Here is a 16373-nt window from a genome sequence, read left to right on the forward strand (position 1 = left end):
CGGTTTGCTCTTTGCCGCCAGGGAGATTAACGGGCGCGGGAGGCGGGATTGCTGCGTACTGAAACCATGAAAAAAGGCCGCTTGCGCGGCCTTTTTGAAACGCTGAAATTCAGTCAGTCTCTTTGGGTGTAGCGTTCTCTACGCGGCTTTTCAGCTTCTGTCCTGGGCGGAACGTTACTACGCGACGCGCAGTAATCGGAATATCTTCACCCGTTTTCGGGTTTCTGCCAGGACGCTGGTTTTTGTCACGCAGGTCAAAATTACCAAACCCAGACAGTTTTACCTGTTCTCCATTCTCCAAAGCGCGACGTACCTCTTCGAAAAACAGCTCTACTAACTCTTTGGCATCGCGTTTGCTCAGCCCGAGTTTCTCAAACAGGTACTCTGACATTTCAGCTTTTGTAAGCGCCATAGGTTCAATCCCTCAAGGTTGCCTGGAATCGCTCTTTTAATGCCGCAACGCATTTGCCAACGGTCGCGGCAATCTCCTCTTCTTCGAGTGTCCGGCTGGTATCCTGCAAAATCAGGCTGATTGCGAGGCTCTTGTAGCCCTCAGAAACGCCCTTACCGCGGTACACGTCAAACAAGTTTACGCCAACTACCTGATTTACGCCAACTTTCTTACACTCCGCGATGATATCTGCTGCGGGGACGTTTTCAGCCACCACAACGGCAATATCACGACGGTTCGCCGGGAAGCGAGAAATCTCGCGCGCGTCAGGCAGGACGCGGTCTGCGACCTTATTCCAAAGCAGTTCAAAGACTAAGGTGCGGCCATTAAGATCAAGCTTACGTTCCAGCTCAGGATGAACCACGCCGATAAATCCGATATGTTCATCATGCAAATAAATCGCCGCGCTCTGTCCTGGATGCAACGCCGGATTCGCTTCAGCACGGAAGCTGATGTCATCCAGTTTGCCGGTTAAATCGAGCAGCGATTCTAAATCGCCTTTCAAATCATAGAAGTCAACTGTCTGACGCGCCAGATCCCAGTGCTCTTCAACGCGGTTACCGCTGATGACGCCAGCCAGCATAAGATCCTGACGGATGCCCAAATCTGCCTGGGTATCCGGCACAAAGCGTAAGCCGCTCTCAAACAGGCGCACGCGGCTCTGCTGACGGTTCTGGTTGTAGACTACCGCGCTGAGCAGGCCGGTCCAGAGTGAGAGACGCATGGTCGACATATCGCTGGAGATTGGGCTCGGCAGCAACAGCGCCTCTTCACCCGGGTGCAGCAGCTGCTGAATTTTCGGATCGACGAAGCTATAGGTAATCGCTTCCTGATAGCCCTTGTCCACCAGCAGGTTTTTCGCGCGCTTCAGCGACAGATTCGCTTCGCGATGCTGAGTCATCACCAGACCCGCCTGTACCGGCACATCCGGAATGTTGTTGTAGCCGTAAATACGGGCCACTTCTTCAACCAGATCTTCTTCAATCGCCATATCGAAGCGCCAGCTCGGGGCGACGGCCTGCCACTGCCCTTCTCCCACGGTCACTTCACAGCCGAGACGCGTCAGAATGTCAGTCACCTGCTCATCCGCGATCACGTGGCCAATCAGACGGTCCAGCTTTTCACGACGCAGCGTGATCGTCGCTGGCACAGGCAGGGCTGCCTGATGGGTCTGATCGATGATCGGGCCCGCTTCACCGCCGCAGATTGACAGCAGCAGCTGGGTAGCACGCTCCAGTGCGGTATGTTGCAGCGCCGGATCAACACCACGCTCGTAGCGATGTGACGCGTCGGTATGCAGACCATGACGACGGGCGCGGCCGGTAATAGAGAGCGGATCAAAGTAAGCGCACTCGAACAGGATATTCTGCGTTTCGCCGTTCACGCCCGAATGTTCGCCACCAAAGATACCAGCCATCGCCAGCGCTTTCTGATGATCGGCGATCACTAAGGTATCACTCTGCAGGCTGGCTTCAGTGCCATCCAGCAGCGTCAGCTTTTCGCCTTCTTTCGCCATACGCACCACGATACCGCCGTCGATGCGGTCGAGATCGAAGGCGTGCATCGGCTGACCCAGCTCCAGCAGAACGTAGTTAGTGATATCCACCACCGGATCGATAGAACGAATACCACAACGACGCAGCTTCTCTTTCATCCACAATGGCGTTGACGCCTTTACGTTAATCCCTTTTACTACACGGCCCAGATAGCGTGGACAGGCTTCTGTCGCGTCAACCTGAATCGGGAAAGTGTCGTTCAGCGTCGCAGCGACCGGCTGCATCTCCGGCACGTCCAGTGGCAAACCATTGAGGACGGCGACATCACGGGCGATACCGATAAGACCCAGACAGTCAGCGCGGTTAGGCGTGACGCTGATTTCGATGGTGTTGTCATCAAGCTGCAGGTAGGCGCGGATGTCGGTGCCAATCGGCGCATCGGCTGGCAGCTCGATGATGCCGTTGTGGTCGTCGGAAATCCCCAGCTCGGAGAAAGAGCAGAGCATGCCTTCAGACGGCTCGCCACGCAGTTTGGCCGCTTTGATTTTGAAATCACCTGGCAGCACGGCTCCGACGGTGGCGACCGCGACTTTCAGTCCCTGACGGCAGTTCGGCGCGCCACAGACGATATCCAGCAGGCGATCGCCGCCCACATTGATTTTGGTCACACGCAGCTTGTCTGCATTCGGGTGCTGGCCGCACTCCACCACTTCCCCGACCACGACGCCGTGGAAGGCACCGGCAACCGGATCAACGCCGTCGACTTCCAGACCGGCCATAGTGATTTGTTCAGACAGCGCAGCGCTGTCCAGGGCTGGATTTACCCATTCGCGTAACCAGAGTTCACTGAATTTCATTGGATATCCTGCCCTTACTTAAATTGTTTGAGGAAACGTAAATCATTTTCAAAGAAGGCACGCAGATCGGTCACGCCGTAGCGCAACATGGTCAGACGCTCCATGCCCATACCAAAGGCGAAACCGGAGTAGACTTCCGGATCGATGCCGACATTGCGCAGCACGTTAGGGTGAACCATGCCGCAACCCAGCACTTCCAGCCACTTGCCGTTTTTACCCATGACGTCTACTTCTGCTGATGGCTCAGTAAACGGGAAATAGGAAGGACGGAAACGAATCTGCAGATCTTCTTCGAAGAAGTTGTTCAGGAAATCGTGCAGCGTGCCTTTCAGGTTGGTAAAGCTGATATTTTTATCCACAATCAGCCCTTCCATCTGATGGAACATCGGGGTATGGGTCTGATCGTAATCGTTACGGTAGACGCGGCCTGGCGCAATAATGCGAATCGGCGGCTGCTGAGCCTTCATGGTACGGATCTGCACGCCGGACGTCTGGGTACGCAGCAGGCGCGTGGCGTCAAACCAGAAGGTGTCGTGATCGGCACGGGCCGGGTGATGGGCAGGAATATTCAGCGCATCGAAGTTATGATAATCATCTTCAATTTCTGGACCGGTTACGACGCCAAAGCCTAACTCACCAAAGAAGGTCTCAATGCGATCCATGGTGCGGGTTACCGGATGCAGGCCGCCATTCTCAATGCGACGGCCAGGCAGAGAGACATCAATGGTCTCTTCAGCCAGACGGGCATTCAGCACCGCAGCTTCCAGGGCATCTTTGCGCGCATTCAGACGCTCGGTGACCTGCTGCTTCGCTTCATTGATTACCGCACCCGCTGCCGGGCGCTCTTCGGCTGGCAGCTCGCGTAACGTAGTCATCTGCAGTGTCAGATGTCCTTTCTTACCCAGGTATTCGACGCGCACCGCGTCAAGGGCGGCGATATCCGTCGCCCCGTCGATGGCCGCCGTGGCGCTGGCCACCAGTTCTGCGAGTTGGGACATAGTTTCCTCTTTTTCCAGTCAGGCTGGTCAGTTCTCGTTGGGACCTGCCGGTCCAATATGCTAGCGCCAGAAACAAAAAAGCCTCCACGAGGGAGGCTTTTAGCGCGATTTTTCGTTTCTTTTCTTATGCGCAAAAGCCCCTGGATGTCAGGCGCTAAAGTAAAAAAAGAAACGGAAAATAGCAGCGTTCATGCTTGCGGTTACCTTGTCATGCGATACAGGGAGTCTATTGAAATGCTCAGCGACGAAAATGTCAATCTTTTGCGTAAGTTACAGGCAATAAAAAAGGGAGCAAGCTCCCTTTTCCATCTGACTTACGCCAGGGCTGATTTCGCTTTTTCGACCAGTGCAGAGAATGCCACTTTATCGAATACCGCGATGTCGGCCAGGATCTTACGGTCAATCTCAATGGCTGCTTTTTTCAGACCATTGATGAAACGGCTGTAAGACATGCCGTTCTGACGAGCCGCTGCGTTGATACGCGCGATCCACAGCTGACGGAACTGACGCTTACGTTGACGACGGTCACGATAAGCATACTGACCAGCTTTGATAACAGCCTGGAAGGCAACGCGGTAAACACGTGAACGTGCACCGTAATAGCCTTTAGCTTGTTTTAAGATTTTTTTGTGACGTGCGCGAGCAACTACACCACGTTTTACACGAGCCATTTAGCTCTCCTGTTTAATATTCTGATTTAATGAAAAAATTACTTATGCGTACGGCAGGCAGGCAATTACCAGACCCAGATCGCCTTTTGACACCATGCCTTTAGGGCGCAGGTGACGTTTACGCTTAGTAGATTTTTTGGTCAGAATATGACGCAGGTTTGCGTGTTTACGCTTGAAGCCGCCAGAAGCGGTCTTGCGGAAACGCTTAGCCGCACCACGTACAGTTTTAATCTTTGGCATTTTAAAAATATCCACTTCGCATTGTTAATAACATGACCCAGACAGGCGAACAGTTGACCGCACAGCGCGAACGCTGCGCGGTTAGTGTTACTTGAAAGCCTACTGTTTCTTCTTAGGAGCGAGCACCATGATCATCTGGCGGCCTTCGATCTTCGAAGGGAAGGATTCGACAATGGCCAAATCCAGATCTTCACACAGGTCTTTACGGACGCGGTTAAGCACTTCCATACCGATCTGCTGGTGCGCCATCTCACGACCGCGGAAACGCAGCGTGATTTTGGCTTTATCGCCTTCTTCCAGAAAGCGAATCAGGTTGCGTAGTTTGACCTGATAGTCGCCATCATCGGTTCCAGGACGGAATTTGATTTCCTTAACCTGAATAACTTTTTGCTTCTTCTTCTGTTCCTTAGAAGATTTGCTTTTTTCATAGAGGAACTTGCCGTAATCCATGATGCGGCAGACCGGCGGTTCGGCATTCGGGCTGATTTCGACTAAGTCGCCGCCCGCTTCCTCGGCTTTTTCCAAAGCTTCGCGTAATGTGACAATGCCAATCGGCTCGCCATCCATGCCTGTTAAGCGCACTTCAGTTGCGCGGATTTCACTGTTGATTTTGTTCGGACGCGTCGGTAGTACTCGTTTTCCGCCTTTAATACTTTATTCCTCCAATTGTTGAAGATTTCGGCTGCGAATCTCTTGTTGAAGTTTCTCAACAAACACATCGACATCCATCGACCCAAGGTCTTTACCACGGCGGGTGCGAACGGCAACTTTGCCAGATTCCACCTCTTTATCACCGCAGACCAACATATAAGGGACGCGACGTAATGTGTGCTCGCGGATTTTAAAGCCTATCTTCTCATTTCTCAAGTCTGCCTTCACACGAATGCCAGCATTCTGCAGCTTACGCGTCAAAGACTCAACATATTCTGCTTGTCCGTCGGTAATATTCATTACCACGACTTGCAGCGGTGCCAGCCAGGTTGGGAAGAAACCGGCGAATTCTTCGGTCAGAATACCGATGAAACGCTCCATTGACCCCAGAATCGCACGGTGAATCATCACTGGCGTCTGACGATCATTGTTTTCACCCACGTAGGTTGCTTCAAGGCGTTTTGGCAGGGAGAAGTCTAGCTGAACTGTTCCGCACTGCCAGGCGCGATCAAGACAATCGTACAAAGTAAACTCAATTTTAGGACCGTAGAACGCGCCTTCGCCTGGCTGGAACTCAAACTCAATATTGTTTTCGTTCAGCGCCGCAGCCAGATCTTCCTCGGCACGATCCCACATCTCATCCGTACCGATGCGCTTCTCAGGACGGGTGGATAACTTCACCACAATCTTTTCAAAACCGAAGGTGCTGTACATGTCATAAACCATGCGGATACAGCTGTTCACTTCGTCACGCACCTGCTCTTCAGTACAGAAGACGTGTGCATCATCCTGGGTAAAGCCACGAACACGCATCAGGCCGTGCAGTGCGCCTGAGGGTTCATTACGGTGACAGCTGCCGAACTCTGCCATACGCAGCGGCAGGTCACGGTAGGATTTCAGACCCTGATTAAAGATCTGAACATGCCCAGGACAGTTCATCGGTTTGATGCAATATTCACGGTTCTCAGATGAGGTGGTGAACATCGCTTCTTTATAGTTTTCCCAGTGCCCGGTTTTTTCCCACAGGACGCGATCCATCATGAATGGACCTTTAACTTCCTGGTACTGGTACTCTTTTAACTTGCTGCGGACAAACACTTCCAGCTCGCGGAAGATGGTCCAGCCGTCATTATGCCAGAAGACCATGCCTGGTGCTTCTTCCTGCATGTGGTAGAGATCCAGCTGCTTACCAATCTTACGATGGTCACGCTTCGCCGCCTCTTCCAGACGCTGCAGATAGGCTGCCAACTGCTTTTTGTCTGCCCATGCGGTGCCATAAATACGCTGCAGCATTTTGTTGTTGCTGTCGCCGCGCCAGTAGGCACCGGAGATCTTCTGCAGTTTAAAATGATGGCAGAACCGCATGTTCGGCACGTGCGGACCGCGGCACATGTCGACATATTCTTCGTGATGATACAGGCCAGGCTTATCGTCATGGCTGATGTTTTCATCAAGAATGGTGGTCTTGTAAATTTCGCCGCGCGCCGCAAAGACGTCGCGAGCTTCCTGCCAGCTGACCTTCTTCTTCACCACATCGTAGTTGGTTTCAGCCAACTGATGCATGCGTTTTTCCAGCAGGTCGATATCTTCCTGGGTCAGGGTACGATCGATGTCGACATCATAATAGAAGCCGTTATCAATGACCGGGCCAATCGCCATTTTGGTATCCGGCCACAGCTGTTTAATCGCATGCCCTAACAGGTGCGCACAGGAGTGACGGATGATTTCCAGACCCGCTTCATCTTTAGCGGTAATGATCGCTACGGCGGCATCTTCAGTGATGGGATCAACAGCATCAACCAGTTCACCGTTAACACGGCCAGCGATACAGGCTTTCGCCAGACCAGGACCGATGTCCAGCGCAATATCCATCACACTGACAGGGCGGTCAAACACGCGCTGGCTGCCATCAGGAAGCGTAATTACAGGCATTTCATATCCTTATTTGCAGTGGTAAGCCACACGAAAGCCTACATGCAACGTAATGTAAAATTAGTGACCTGGCGTGATATCAGACCCACATTGTCGGAATGTCGCCAGGATTTCAGTGCGGGGCTGATGATAGCAGTTTTCCCCGGCGAGAAAAACCCATGCCTTTTTCGCTAAGCCCTGGAGAAATCAAAAAAAAGCGGCCTGACACACTGTCAGGCCGCTGTGAATGCTGCTGCAAAAATGCGCTTACATTGCGTAAGAGAGCATGATTGAGGTTTTGGTATCGGTACGATCAGGTGCCGATTCCGGCGGATTGTTGTTCCAGCTGACGTTGTAAGCCAGCTTCAGCGCGAAGTGGCTGTTGATCGCCACCTGCAGACCGGTTTCGGAGTTCACCGTGGTGTCTTCTCCAAAGCTGCTCAGCACTGACACGCCCTGAATAAATTTAGTGGTGTCGGTCAGCTGCCACTGATAGCTGACTGCGCCATAGCCCAGCGCTTTGGTCTGATGACCACCCGCGTGATAATCGTCATAACGTACACCCGGACCCAATTCCGCACGCAGCGAGTGCACCGGTCCATTCAGAATCTGACGACCGTAACCGGCTGTCAGCACGTCGCGTGAATCGTAGCCATTGAAACGATCGCTTAACCAGCTCGCCTGTCCAAACAGGTAGTCATATGAGTTGAGGTTGTAACGTGAACGACCACCGATGTTGTATGTTTCAGAAGAGCGCTCATCGTTTGACGAGGTGTTGGCTGCGTTACCCCACAAGCTGTAAGCCATAGATGACTGATACCAGGTCATATTGGTCTGAGCCGTCATTGATGAACTGGTGGTGTTACCGGTTTGCGCCAGATATCCCGCAGCAGCAGAACCTTCAAACGGCTTTTTAGCTGTTGAAGGGTCATCCATTGACGTAAATACGGCGTTATCGGCCATTGCCTGGTGACAAAAAGCTCCGGCGGAGAGCAAAAGAACAGCAGACAGCTTGTTATAGGCTTTCATTAAATGTGATCCGTGCGACTGTTTAAAAAACGGAGAGTCTGAAGCGTTTTGCCGGGCATTCAATGCAATTTACGGTAAGTTTTGTAAAAAATTATTAACTTACACAAAATGCCTGGAATCGCCCTGACAACCCCTGTTAATTGGGACTCATCTTATTAACGTCGCGCATTATAGTGCTGCCCAAACGAAAAGCCAGACGCAACGGCAGAAGATTTTTACGTTATGCTGCTGGCTCCTGACACGAATTTACGCTATGCATCACGTCACACACACGGCATCTCCTTCATAATTCGCCTGATTTTTCACCATGGTCTACGCTCAGTTCAGTTTCCCTTCCCCGGAGGTGCCTCATGAGCAACACCTTAACCCGCTATATCGTGACCTTTCACTATCAGGAGTCGGGCTTAAGTGACATCCTGGAACTGACCAGCGCAATGACCGCCGCAGGTTTCACGACCACGATGACAGATGACGACGGCCATCCACATGAACTCGGTACGAACAGCTATGGCATCGTCAGCACGCTGGAGGCTGAGGAGCTGCGTCAGCAGGTCACTGCGGCCGGTGAAAGCGCGCTGGGTCAGGAACCCGAGGTGACCGTCACGACCTTCGAAGAGTATCTGCGCGATGCTGCCGATCATCGCCCTGCCACCTCAGCGCCAGAATAAAGGGTGCAATTGCGCGGTTTTTGGTGAATATTTACGCAATACAATCGAACTTACGCAGCGAATAACGAGGATAGCCCAATGTGGTCAGCCATTAGTCGTCTGTTAAGCGAGCAGTTAGGCAACGCCGAAATCACTCAACGTCACGCCCTCGCGGGGGGTGATATCCATCCCACCTGGCAGATCCGCTACGGTGATCACGACGTCTTCGTCAAAAGTAACAGCCGCGATATGCTGTCGCTCTTTACCTGGGAAGCAGACCAGTTGGATTTGCTGGCGCGCACCGGCACGGTTCGGGTGCCTAAAGTCTATGGTGTGGGTCATCATCGCGAGGAGAGCTTTCTGCTGCTGGAATATATCAGGCCACAGCCGCTTGATGAGCAGAGTGCATATCAGCTCGGTCAGCAACTGGCGCATCTGCATCAGTGGAGCGAGCAGACGCAGTTCGGCCTCGATTTCGACAATAACATCACCACGACGCCCCAACCCAATAGCTGGCTGCGCCGCTGGTCGGTTTTTTTTGCTGAACAGCGCATTGGCTGGCAGCTGCAACTGGCAGCGGAAAAGGGAATTCAGTACGGGGATACAGAGCTGATCGTTGCCTGCGTGCAGCGGGTGCTCGCGTCACATCATCCGCAGCCGTCGCTGTTGCATGGCGACCTCTGGCCGGCTAACTGCGCCAGCAGTGAGAGTGGCCCCTGGCTGTTCGATCCTGCCTGTTACTGGGGCGACCGTGAGTGCGATTTAGCCATGCTGAGCTGGTACCCTGACCTGCCTCGCCAGATTTACGACGGTTATCAGGCGGTGTGGCCGTTACCGGATGGTTTTTCGCAGCGTCTGCCGGTCTACCAGCTCTACTATCTGCTCAACCGGGCTAACGTCTTTGGCGGGCACTGGCCAGGCGATGCACAGTTCGCCATTGGCCAGTTGCTGGATGAGGATGCGCTGGGCGCCAGTCAGGCCAGACCGGCCTGACAAAGCTCGCGGTCAGATAAAGCCCAGCAGCGACAGCGCAAAATAACCGGCTATCGCAATCACCACCGGCAGGACATAGAGCGGGAAGATCTGCAGGAAGATGGTGTGGCGAGGTACGCGCACCTTCTCTTCCAGTTGCTGACGGCTACGCCCTTCACTGCCTTTTGCCTGCTCCAGAATCATCTGATCCTCAATGCCTTCTTTGACATGACGCGCCTGACGTCCCATCCGCGCGCCTGACGACTCCAGCGCCAGCCCGACAAAAATCAGAATGTAGATCAGCCAGAAACCCAGGTTCATCTGACCGTTAAATTCCGGTACCGGCGAGTTATGCCAGAAGACATTCAGGAATGGCGTGTTAAAGCGCAGCATGTCGACGATGACGTGGACGAAATCGAGCATGACGGCATCAATGCCTGGCTGCTTTTCGCTATGCTTAAACATAAAGCTCAATACAGAAATAATGGTCGACAGCAGCGCCACTAAAAAGAGCACCCAGCCTGCCACTCGCTTGAGGATGGCGATACGGCCAGCCTGTTGATAGGTCATAATATCTCCTGAACCCGGAATCCAATTTGCCGTCAGTTTACCTGCCAACGGTGAAATTTCCCAAATAAAGCGTGGCCTGTCGGGCAGAGCGTGCGCCAGCAAAGAATGATGGTAAGGTAAAGCTGACTTTAAAAGGAGACCCCCTGATGCCTTATCACCGCCCTGTCCTTGCTGCCCTGTTTGATATGGATGGCTTACTGATCGATTCTGAGCCTCTGTGGGATCAGGCTGAGCTGGATATCTTTTCAACGCTGGATGTTGACCTGTCACGTCGCAGTGAAATGCCCGATACCCTGGGTCTGCGCATCGATCAGACTGTACGGATGTGGTACGAAACGCTGCCCTGGCATGGCCCCTCTCAGCAGGAGGTCACTGAGCGGATTATTACGCGCGCCATGACGCTGGTGGATCAGACGCGGCCACTGCTGCCGGGCGTGGAAACGGCGCTGCAACTGTGCCGGGAACAGGGGCTGAAAATCGGCCTTGCCTCAGCATCACCGCTAAAGATGCTGGAACAGGTGCTGGAGATCTTCAATCTGCGCCCTTATTTCGATGTGCTGGCTTCAGCAGAAGCGCTGCCCTACAGCAAGCCCCATCCGCAGGTCTATCTCAACGCCGCCGCCAGCCTTGCGATCGATCCGCTCAACTGCGTCACGCTGGAAGATTCGTTTAACGGCATGATCGCCACCAAAGCAGCGCGTATGCGATCGATTGTGGTGCCCGCCGCTGAACACCGCGACGATCCCCGCTGGGCGCTGGCGGATGTCCGGCTGGACAATCTGACCCAGCTTAGCCTGCAGCATCTGCAGGGATAATAACAGCCCGCTTATGGCGGGCTTTTTATTGCCTGTTGCACCTGTCACTTGATCTGACCCGCAAAAAATAAAACAACGTTTCATTTTTATTGAATTCCCATCCCGCTCTGCCTAAGATGCCAAAAGCGTCCCCGTTTGGGGCATGAATAACCTGACCTGCAGAGAGGCCTGAGATGGACGTTCGTCAAAGCATTCACAGCGATCACGCTAAGCAACTCGACACTGAAGCACTGCGCCGCGAGTTCCTGATTGAGAAGATATTTACTGCCGATGATTACACCCTGACCTACAGCCATATCGACCGCATCATTATTGGCGGCGTCATGCCGGTGAATAATCCGGTCACTATCGGTGATGAGATGGGAAAACAGCTGGGCGTCGCTTATTTTCTTGAACGCCGCGAGCTGGGTATGATCAATATTGGCGGCCCGGGTCTGGTAGAAGTTGACGGTAAAGCGTGGGAAATCGGTCACGAAGAGGCACTTTACATCGGCAAAGGTGCGCGCAACCTGCTGTTCCGCAGCCTGAACCCGGCACAGCCGGCCAAATTCTATTACAACAGTGCGCCAGCACACAGCACCTTCCCGGACAAGAAGATCACGCTGCAGGAAGCGGCCACCGCGACGCTGGGTGATGCCGCGACCTCCAATCGCCGCACTATTAACAAATTTATCGTGCCGGATGTGTTGCCCACCTGTCAGCTCACCATGGGCTTAACCAAACTGGATGAAGGCAGCCTGTGGAACACCATGCCCTGCCACACCCACGAACGCCGCATGGAAGTCTATTTCTACTTCGATATGAGCGAAGAGTGCGCCGTCTTCCACATGATGGGGCAACCGCAGCAAACCCGCCATCTGCTGGTACACAACGAGCAGGCGGTGATCTCACCCAGCTGGTCAATTCACGCCGGTGTCGGCACCCAGCGTTACACCTTTATCTGGGGCATGGTGGGTGAGAATCAGGTCTTTGATGACATGGACCACGTCAAAATCAGTGAACTGCGCTGAGCAGAGGAGAAATACCATGGTACTGAGTACGTTTAACCTGGAAGGTAAAGTCGCGCTGGTGACCGGCTGTAATACCGGTTTAGGGCAAGGTATGGCGCTGGGTCTGGCCCAGGCGGGTTGTGATATCGTCGGCGTTAACCGTGATGGCCCGGATGATACCCAAAGTAAAGTGGAGGCGCTGGGTCGCCGGTTCTGGCCGGTGCAGGCCGATCTGATGCAGACCAGCGTGGTGGCCTCAGTGGTTGAACAGGCGCTGGCCGCTGCCGGTAAAATTGACATTCTGGTCAACAATGCCGGCATTATCCGCCGTGAGGACGCACTGAATTTCAGCGAGCAGGACTGGGATGACGTGATGAACCTTAACAGCAAGAGCCTGTTTTTCCTGTCGCAGCAGGTTGCCCGTCAGTTTATCGCGCAGGGTAATGGCGGCAAGATCATCAATATCGCCTCCATGCTCTCCTTCCAGGGCGGTATCCGGGTGCCCTCTTATACGGCGTCGAAAAGTGCCGTGATGGGACTGACCCGTCTGATGGCGAACGAGTGGGCAAAACATGGCATTAACGTCAATGCCATCGCTCCCGGTTACATGGCCACCAACAATACGGAACAGCTTCGTAATGATGAGTCGCGTAGTGAAGAGATTCTGGGCCGTATTCCGGCAGGCCGCTGGGGCGTGCCGGATGACATGATGGGCCCGGTAGTCTTCCTGGCCTCTTCCGCGTCTGACTACGTGAATGGCTACACCCTGGCGGTGGATGGCGGCTGGCTGGCGCGTTAATCTTACTGGCGGACAGTGTTTCATCGCTGTCCGCCTTGTTAATAATATTCATGCTTCGTTACAGCGTCACATGTTCTCATTTACTGGATAAATCCCTATACTGGATGCATCGACAGTTTTCTTTGCAACCAGGTTCTATCATGACGGGCGAAGGCCACATCATTTTTGCCATTGCCAGCGCTATCTTTGCGAAGCGTGCTGAGCTGACACCAGTGCTGGCGCAGGCCGACTGGTGGCATCTTGTTCCCTCAGCGCTGCTGACATGTCTGTTGCCCGATATCGATCACCCTAAATCTCTGCTGGGACAGCGACTACGCTGGCTCTCTCATCCTATTGCGCGCGCGTTCGGCCATCGCGGCTTTACCCACAGTTTGCTGGCGATAGCCGCCGGTTTGTGGCTTTTTCAGATAAACCTGCCCCAGTCGTCGCCGATACCGCCTGATGTCCTGCAGGGTCTGACGCTGGGCTACCTTAGCCATATTGTGGCCGATATGCTGACGCCTGCCGGGGTTCCGCTGCTGTGGCCCTGCCGCTGGCGCTTCCGGCTGCCGATTCTGCGCAGCCAGAAAGGCAACCAGCTTGAGCGGGCATTGTGCCTGGGACTGGTGGGATATGCGCTCTGGTTTCCGGTGGGCATGCCATCTTTTGGTGCAAACGGCTGGCCGTCACAGCTGTTCGATACGCTACAAAATGGCGTCGGACGGTTGATTTCCAGTCATACTGCACAATAAATCAGCACAAAACGCCTTTAAGTTATAAACCATGCCATTTGGATATAAGGCACCCTCTTCGCCTGCTGTTACCATTCCTGCTGTCTTAATTCGTGATTAACATTATGCGGCCTTTCCAGAGCGAAAGGCCGCATTACTCTGGAGTTTCAGTATGGACCTTCCTCTTACGCTTAATATCGTAGCCTTTGTGGTGCTGCTGGTATTGCTCTCTCGCTTCAGCCGTCAGAACTGGAGCCTGTCGAAAAAAGTGCTGACCGGTCTGGTAATCGGCGTACTGTTCGGCCTGGTTTTGCAGTTGATCTACGGCGAAAACAGCGCAGTGGTCAAAGAGTCTATCAGCTGGTTTAATATCGTCGGTAATGGCTATGTCCAGTTGCTGCAGATGGTCGTAATGCCGCTGGTGTTCGTTTCCATTCTGAGTGCGGTTGCCCGTCTGCATAACGCCTCGTCGCTGGGAAAAATCAGCGTACTGACGATTGGCGTACTGCTGTTTACCACCGCGATCTCGGCGCTGGTCGGCGTCTTCGTGACCGGCCTGTTTGGCCTGAGCGCTGAAGGTCTGGTTCAGGGCGTGCAGGAGACTGCGCGTCTCAGTGCGATCCAGAGCAACTATGTCGGCAAAGTGGCTGACCTGACCGTGCCGCAACTGGTGCTCTCCTTTATCCCGAAAAACCCGTTTGCCGATCTGACCGGAGCCAGTCCGACCTCGATTATCAGCGTCGTCATCTTCGCCGCCTTCCTGGGCGTGGCTGCACTGCAGTTGCTGAAAGATGATGAAGTTAAAGGTCAGCGCGTGCTGGTCGCGATCGATACGCTGCAGTCCTGGGTCATGAAGCTGGTGCGTTTAGTGATGAAGCTGACGCCTTATGGTGTGCTGGCGCTGATGACCAAAGTGGTTGCCGGTTCTAACCTGCAGGACATCATCAAGCTGGGCAGCTTTGTGGTCGCCTCTTACCTCGGTCTGGCCATCATGTTTGGAGTCCACGCCCTGCTGCTGTCGGTAAATGGTATCAACCCGATGCGCTTCTTCCGTAAAGTGTGGCCGGTTATTACCTTCGCCTTTACCAGCCGCTCCAGCGCAGCCAGCATTCCGCTGAGCGTGGAAACCCAGACCCGTCGTCTTGGCGTGCCTGAGTCGATTGCCAGCTTCGCGGCCTCTTTTGGTGCCACTATCGGCCAGAACGGCTGTGCCGGTCTCTATCCAACCATGCTGGCAGTGATGGTTGCGCCAACCGTCGGGATCAACCCGTTTGACCCGCTGTGGATTGCGACGCTGGTCGGGATCGTGACGCTGAGCTCAGCAGGCGTTGCCGGTGTCGGCGGTGGTGCAACCTTCGCGGCGCTGATTGTCCTGCCTGCGATGGGCCTGCCGGTCACCCTGGTGGCGCTGCTGATCTCCATTGAGCCGCTGATCGATATGGGTCGTACTGCCCTGAACGTCAACGGTTCCATGACCGCCGGTTCCCTGACCAGCCGCTGGTTAGGTCTGACCGATAAGCGCGTCCTGGAAAGCGACGACAACGCCGAACTGGCGCACCGCTAATCTGCTTTGAACCTGGCGCGCCCGCGCCAGGTTATTCCCGCCCTTCTTCTCCATAATCTCCCCCATTAATGGCGACGCCGTTAAGAAAGCGTTAAGCATGGTAAACAGGCGAAAAATCGCCGCTTTAGTGCTTGTCTTTGCCCGATAAAAAGCGAATTCTGCAGCCAGTCTTATGAGGAGAACACCTGATGAAAAAGATAATCGCCTCGCTTCTGACGCTGACGCTTTTGACACCCGCTCTGGCTTTCGCCCATCCTGGCGACTGGGGCCCGCCGGGTGGATGGGATCGCCATGGCGGCCACGGGCCACACTGGGGCGGACCCGAGCCGGTGCGCTTTTTGCCTGAAGCCGCAACCGCGGTGCTGATAGGCGGACTGACCTACTATCTGCTCAATGGCAATTATTATCAGCGTCACGGCGATGAGTATGTGGTGACAGAGCCGCCTGCAGAGTCGCGGGTCAGCAGTGAAATGCGGGTACTCGACTTTAACGGCAAACGCTTCTATGTGCAGGCTGGCCACTTCTACCAGCGGCAGATAGATGGCGATTATGTTGAGGTGCCACGTCCGGCAGGTTTGTAGTCAGCGCCACAACGAAAAACGGCCCGTCATAATGACGGGCCGTTTGCTATTCAGGGGTGCTATGAGTTACTGCTGAACCTGCGGATCGGTGTCATATTCCGCACAGCTCTGGAAGCCGTAGTTCATGACACGGCCAGTGTCGTTATAGCTCACGAAGTAAGTCTGAGCTTTACCGTCGCGCTGACCCAGCACATAAGTCTGACAGGTGCCGCGCGCGTGAACCATGGTGATTTCAGTAGAAGGCGTACCGGCGATCTGACGAACCTGATCACGGGTCATACCCTTTTTAACATCCTTTACCACTGGCTTAGTCACGTAGCTTTCCGCACGATCGTAAGTCGTACAACCAGACAGTGCAGCCAGCGTCAGCGCTGCAGCGATACATCCCATCACTTTATTCATCTTGTTGTTCCTCATTTATT

19 protein-coding genes and 1 other annotated feature are annotated in these 16373 nt (G+C 54.0%); of the genes, 8 read left to right on the forward strand and 11 right to left on the reverse strand.

The window, feature by feature from the left end; all coding sequences use genetic code 11:
• Nucleotides 1-109: 109 nt before the first annotated feature.
• The 9 genes from ihfA to ACVKSX_RS04565 all read right to left on the reverse strand — a co-directional run bounded on the left by ihfA (nucleotide 110) and on the right by ACVKSX_RS04565 (nucleotide 8304).
• The gene (ihfA, locus tag ACVKSX_RS04525) at nucleotides 110-412 is read right to left on the reverse strand and encodes an integration host factor subunit alpha (protein WP_003853259.1); all 303 of its coding nucleotides are present in this window, start codon (nucleotides 410-412) and stop codon (nucleotides 110-112) included.
• Nucleotides 413-416: 4 nt separating this feature from the next.
• Nucleotides 417-2804 carry a phenylalanine--tRNA ligase subunit beta gene (gene pheT, locus ACVKSX_RS04530; RefSeq protein ID WP_346526018.1) on the reverse strand — a complete coding sequence of 796 codons (2388 nt, stop codon included), beginning with the start codon at nucleotides 2802-2804 and terminating at the stop codon, nucleotides 417-419.
• 14 nt (nucleotides 2805-2818) lie between these two features.
• Nucleotides 2819-3802, reverse strand: coding sequence for a phenylalanine--tRNA ligase subunit alpha (gene pheS, locus ACVKSX_RS04535; protein WP_010245680.1), 984 nt, complete (start codon nucleotides 3800-3802; stop codon nucleotides 2819-2821).
• A gap of 71 nt (nucleotides 3803-3873) precedes the next feature.
• Nucleotides 3874-3999, reverse strand: a sequence feature (Phe leader region).
• Nucleotides 3950-3994 carry a pheST operon leader peptide PheM gene (pheM, locus tag ACVKSX_RS04540; protein ID WP_106120997.1) on the reverse strand — a complete coding sequence of 15 codons (45 nt, stop codon included), beginning with the start codon at nucleotides 3992-3994 and terminating at the stop codon, nucleotides 3950-3952. (Overlaps the previous feature by 45 nt.)
• A 117-nt stretch (nucleotides 4000-4116) precedes the next feature.
• A complete protein-coding gene (rplT, locus tag ACVKSX_RS04545; protein ID WP_003853267.1) occupies nucleotides 4117-4473 on the reverse strand; it encodes a 50S ribosomal protein L20 in 357 nt (118 codons plus the stop codon).
• Between the two features lie 42 nt (nucleotides 4474-4515).
• The gene (rpmI, locus tag ACVKSX_RS04550) at nucleotides 4516-4713 is read right to left on the reverse strand and encodes a 50S ribosomal protein L35 (RefSeq protein ID WP_010245683.1); all 198 of its coding nucleotides are present in this window, start codon (nucleotides 4711-4713) and stop codon (nucleotides 4516-4518) included.
• Nucleotides 4714-4812: 99 nt separating this feature from the next.
• Nucleotides 4813-5364, reverse strand: coding sequence for a translation initiation factor IF-3 (gene infC, locus ACVKSX_RS04555; protein WP_029519030.1), 552 nt, complete (start codon nucleotides 5362-5364; stop codon nucleotides 4813-4815).
• Between the two features lie 3 nt (nucleotides 5365-5367).
• Nucleotides 5368-7296, reverse strand: a complete 1929-nt coding sequence (gene thrS, locus ACVKSX_RS04560) for a threonine--tRNA ligase (protein WP_010245687.1) — start codon at nucleotides 7294-7296, stop codon at nucleotides 5368-5370.
• 246 nt (nucleotides 7297-7542) lie between these two features.
• On the reverse strand, nucleotides 7543-8304 hold the full coding sequence (locus ACVKSX_RS04565; protein WP_031590484.1) for a DUF481 domain-containing protein: 762 nt from the start codon (nucleotides 8302-8304) through the stop codon (nucleotides 7543-7545).
• 350 nt (nucleotides 8305-8654) lie between these two features.
• Between ACVKSX_RS04565 and ghoS the strand changes: the two genes are divergently transcribed.
• A complete protein-coding gene (ghoS, locus tag ACVKSX_RS04570; RefSeq protein ID WP_159226373.1) occupies nucleotides 8655-8972 on the forward strand; it encodes a type V toxin-antitoxin system endoribonuclease antitoxin GhoS in 318 nt (105 codons plus the stop codon).
• Nucleotides 8973-9050: 78 nt separating this feature from the next.
• On the forward strand, nucleotides 9051-9944 hold the full coding sequence (locus tag ACVKSX_RS04575) for a fructosamine kinase family protein (RefSeq protein ID WP_033757473.1): 894 nt from the start codon (nucleotides 9051-9053) through the stop codon (nucleotides 9942-9944).
• Nucleotides 9945-9956: 12 nt separating this feature from the next.
• Here ACVKSX_RS04575 and ACVKSX_RS04580 read toward each other — a convergent pair whose 3' ends face one another.
• Nucleotides 9957-10493, reverse strand: coding sequence for a YniB family protein (locus tag ACVKSX_RS04580; protein WP_010245694.1), 537 nt, complete (start codon nucleotides 10491-10493; stop codon nucleotides 9957-9959).
• A 146-nt stretch (nucleotides 10494-10639) separates the two neighbouring features.
• On the opposite strand from ACVKSX_RS04580, the gene hxpB reads away from it, so the two are divergent.
• From hxpB to ACVKSX_RS04610, 6 genes are all read left to right on the forward strand, one after another.
• Nucleotides 10640-11308 carry a hexitol phosphatase HxpB gene (gene hxpB / locus ACVKSX_RS04585; protein WP_010245698.1) on the forward strand — a complete coding sequence of 223 codons (669 nt, stop codon included), beginning with the start codon at nucleotides 10640-10642 and terminating at the stop codon, nucleotides 11306-11308.
• A 173-nt stretch (nucleotides 11309-11481) separates the two neighbouring features.
• Nucleotides 11482-12318 (forward strand): 5-dehydro-4-deoxy-D-glucuronate isomerase, encoded by an 837-nt coding sequence (gene kduI, locus ACVKSX_RS04590; RefSeq protein ID WP_010245701.1) that lies wholly within the window; start codon nucleotides 11482-11484, stop codon nucleotides 12316-12318.
• 16 nt (nucleotides 12319-12334) lie between these two features.
• Nucleotides 12335-13096 carry a 2-dehydro-3-deoxy-D-gluconate 5-dehydrogenase KduD gene (gene kduD, locus ACVKSX_RS04595; protein ID WP_010245706.1) on the forward strand — a complete coding sequence of 254 codons (762 nt, stop codon included), beginning with the start codon at nucleotides 12335-12337 and terminating at the stop codon, nucleotides 13094-13096.
• A gap of 140 nt (nucleotides 13097-13236) precedes the next feature.
• A complete protein-coding gene (locus ACVKSX_RS04600; RefSeq protein WP_010245708.1) occupies nucleotides 13237-13827 on the forward strand; it encodes a metal-dependent hydrolase in 591 nt (196 codons plus the stop codon).
• A 151-nt stretch (nucleotides 13828-13978) separates the two neighbouring features.
• Nucleotides 13979-15370 (forward strand): L-cystine transporter, encoded by a 1392-nt coding sequence (locus ACVKSX_RS04605; RefSeq protein WP_010670021.1) that lies wholly within the window; start codon nucleotides 13979-13981, stop codon nucleotides 15368-15370.
• A 188-nt stretch (nucleotides 15371-15558) separates the two neighbouring features.
• A complete protein-coding gene (locus tag ACVKSX_RS04610; protein ID WP_354438426.1) occupies nucleotides 15559-15951 on the forward strand; it encodes a DUF6515 family protein in 393 nt (130 codons plus the stop codon).
• Between the two features lie 66 nt (nucleotides 15952-16017).
• Here the strand turns inward: ACVKSX_RS04610 and osmE are convergent, their stop codons facing one another.
• Nucleotides 16018-16353, reverse strand: coding sequence for an osmotically-inducible lipoprotein OsmE (gene osmE, locus ACVKSX_RS04615; RefSeq protein ID WP_010245718.1), 336 nt, complete (start codon nucleotides 16351-16353; stop codon nucleotides 16018-16020).
• Nucleotides 16354-16373 lie beyond the last annotated feature (20 nt).

It is taken from the genome of Pantoea sp. PvP021, assembly GCF_054056055.1.